General features: G+C 47.7%; 4 protein-coding genes. 3 read left to right on the top strand and 1 reads right to left on the bottom strand.

What is annotated here, in order from left to right; genetic code table 11:
- Nucleotides 1-38: 38 nt before the first annotated feature.
- The 3 genes from modA to Q0236_RS11815 all read left to right on the top strand — a co-directional run bounded on the left by modA (nucleotide 39) and on the right by Q0236_RS11815 (nucleotide 2,016).
- Nucleotides 39-740: a molybdate ABC transporter substrate-binding protein gene (gene modA, locus Q0236_RS11825; RefSeq protein ID WP_297918276.1), complete on the top strand. Its 702-nt coding sequence runs from the start codon at nucleotides 39-41 to the stop codon at nucleotides 738-740.
- Entirely contained in the window at nucleotides 737-1,405 is a 669-nt protein-coding gene (locus Q0236_RS11820) for a molybdenum ABC transporter permease (protein ID WP_297918273.1), read from the top strand. The genes modA and Q0236_RS11820 overlap by 4 nt, the downstream gene beginning before the upstream one ends.
- A gap of 65 nt (nucleotides 1,406-1,470) precedes the next feature.
- Complete coding sequence (locus Q0236_RS11815) at nucleotides 1,471-2,016, top strand: superoxide dismutase family protein (protein ID WP_297918270.1); 546 nt, start codon at nucleotides 1,471-1,473, stop codon at nucleotides 2,014-2,016.
- Nucleotides 2,017-2,086: 70 nt separating this feature from the next.
- Here the strand turns inward: Q0236_RS11815 and Q0236_RS11810 are convergent.
- Nucleotides 2,087-2,518, bottom strand: a 432-nt coding sequence (locus Q0236_RS11810; RefSeq protein WP_297918267.1) for a DUF1275 family protein, incomplete at its 5' end; no start/stop codon positions are given.

The raw sequence follows: 2,518 nt of genomic DNA, 5'->3' as shown, positions 1-2,518 counted from the left end.
ATTTTGTAAAATTCTTAAAATTCCAAAAAAGGATTTTTATGAAAAAAATTGCTTTTATTTTAGCGCTTACGGCAAGCGTTTCATTCTGCACGGATCAGCTGATAATAGCAGCCGGCGGCGGATACAAAAAGCCTGTCTCGGCCGTGATCGAAAATTTGAAAAAAGAGGGCATGGACGTGGCGGGATCGTTTGCAAACCTCGGCCAGCTCGTCATTCAATCGCGCGAGAATAAAATTTCATTCATCGTGGGCGACGAGGCGTTTTTGAAAAAAAGCGATCTAAATATCACTAAATTTGAACGCGTCGGGCGCGGCACGCTAGTTTTGGTGACGCCGAAAAATATCAAAATAAACGATGTCAGCGAGATCGAAAAGTTCGATAAAATCGCGATGCCAGATCCCAAAAAGGCGATTTACGGCATCAGAACGAACGAGTTTTTACAAAACGCCAAGATGGATGGGGTAAAAGATAAAATTTTAGCCGTCGCGGGCGTGCCGCAGGTAGTCGCTTACGTCATCAACGGCGAGGTGCAGGCGGGCTTTATCAACAGCACCGAAGCGGTCGCCAAAAAAGATGAGTTCGGCTCGATCATCTACATCGACGAGAGCCTCTACAGCCCCGCATATATCGGCATTGCAAGACTTAGCGCGTGCAGCGAGCAGGCGCTTTGCGAAAAGGTGATGGAGGAGTTTAAATCGGACCGCTCAAAAGAGATTTTTTCAAAATTCGGTCTTAAATGAGCGATATCGCTTGGATCGCACATCCTCTGATACTAAGCGTCAAAGCCCTATTTTGCAGCTTTTTGCTGCTGATTTCAATAGGGCTGGCAATTGCGTATTTTTTGGCTTTCAGCAAAGCCAAATTTAAAAAGATCGTCGAAATTTTAGTGATTTTTCCGCTCATCTTCCCGCCGATCGCGACGGGATTTCTGCTTCTTTACATCTTCGGAAAGAGCGGATTTATCGGCTCTGCGTTAAATTTAGACATCGTTTTTAACTTTTCTTCATTGGTAATCGCCGCATTTTTGGTGGGGCTGCCGCTGTTTGTAAAGCCCGTGTGTGCGAGCTTTGAGCTCTTTCCGAAGAGCCTAATCGAAGCCGCGCAAATTTTGGGCAAAAACAGAGCTCAAATTTTCCTCTTCGTAATCCTTCCAAGCTCGCTTAAAACGCTCGGCTCCGCGCTCATTTTAGCGCTCTCGCGCGGGCTTGGCGAAGTGGGTATCACGCTGATGCTGGGCGGAAACATCGTGGGCAAAACCGACACGCTAGGCCTTGCTATCTACAACGCCGTGTATGACGGCGAGAACGAGCGGGCGCTGATTTTAAGCCTTTTGCTCGTGATTTTCAGCTTGATTTTATTTTATGCGATAAATCTTTTGGACAAAAAGCGAAATTTGTCTAATTGAAAAAAATTATTTTTAAGTATTTTTTTGATAGAATTGCAAACGCATTTCATTTTAAAGGATTTTTCATGAAGAAATTTTTAATTTCATCAATTTTAGTCGCAAGCGCCTTGATCGCTCACGAGCACGGCGATATGCAAAATTTCGATCCTAAGACGGGCAAGCACCTCGTCATCACTATGGAGCAGCTGGGCGAGAAGGGCAACGTAACCGTCGGCGAGGTCGTAGCGGTCGAGACGAACTACGGCGTGGCGTTTTTCCCGAATTTAAAGGGTCTTACTAGCGGCGTGCACGGCTTTCACGTGCATCAAAACGCCGACTGCGGCGCAAATGAGAAGGGTCTAGGTATGAAAGCGGGCGGCCACTGGGATCCGAGCGATACCAAAAAGCACTCGTTTGCTTGGGATGATAGCGGCCACAAGGGCGATCTACCTGCACTTTTCGTGGATGCTGAGGGCAATGCGGTCTATCCGGTGCTAGCTCCGAAAATCAAGAGCTTAGATGAGCTAAAGGGTCACTCGCTGATGGTTCACGTAGGCGGCGATAACCACAGCGACCATCCGAGACCGCTCGGCGGCGGCGGCGCTAGAATGGTCTGCGGCGTTATAAAATAAGCGCTCGACAAAATACTTTGCGGAGCTTTCGCGCTCCGCAAATCTTTTCGATAAAATCAACCTCGCAAATTCAAGACGAAAGATGATCCTCGCGCTCAATCAGCATAAGGGCGTAAATTCCTGCCGTTACCGCCAAAATCACCGCCGCAATTAAAATCGTATATAAACCCAAGATCTTTTGTAAAAGCGCCGAAGCGATACCGCCCGCAACGAAACTGATTACGAGGGCTGCGTATATGAAAACCGAGCGCTTATCTTCGCTTTTACGGTGCATTACGTATTCGCCCAAAGAGATCATCGTCTTTTTGAGATTGCCCGTAGTAAAGGCATTGTTATAGCCTCTGCCGGCGACCTCGCTAAACGCCGTCGTTTGCATCGCCATCCCCAGTGCAAGCGGCGGCACAATATAGATATCTGGCATATCCGCAGGCAAAAATCCCACGATGGCGCAAAACGTAATCAGCGGCACTATCGTAGCAAGCCGCCAAAACGCGCTATGAAG

Source organism: uncultured Campylobacter sp. (assembly GCF_938031315.1).
Lineage (GTDB): Bacteria > Campylobacterota > Campylobacteria > Campylobacterales > Campylobacteraceae > Campylobacter_B.
The sequence above is the reverse complement of the archived record's forward strand: the minus strand, read 5'-3'. Positions and strand labels throughout refer to the sequence as shown.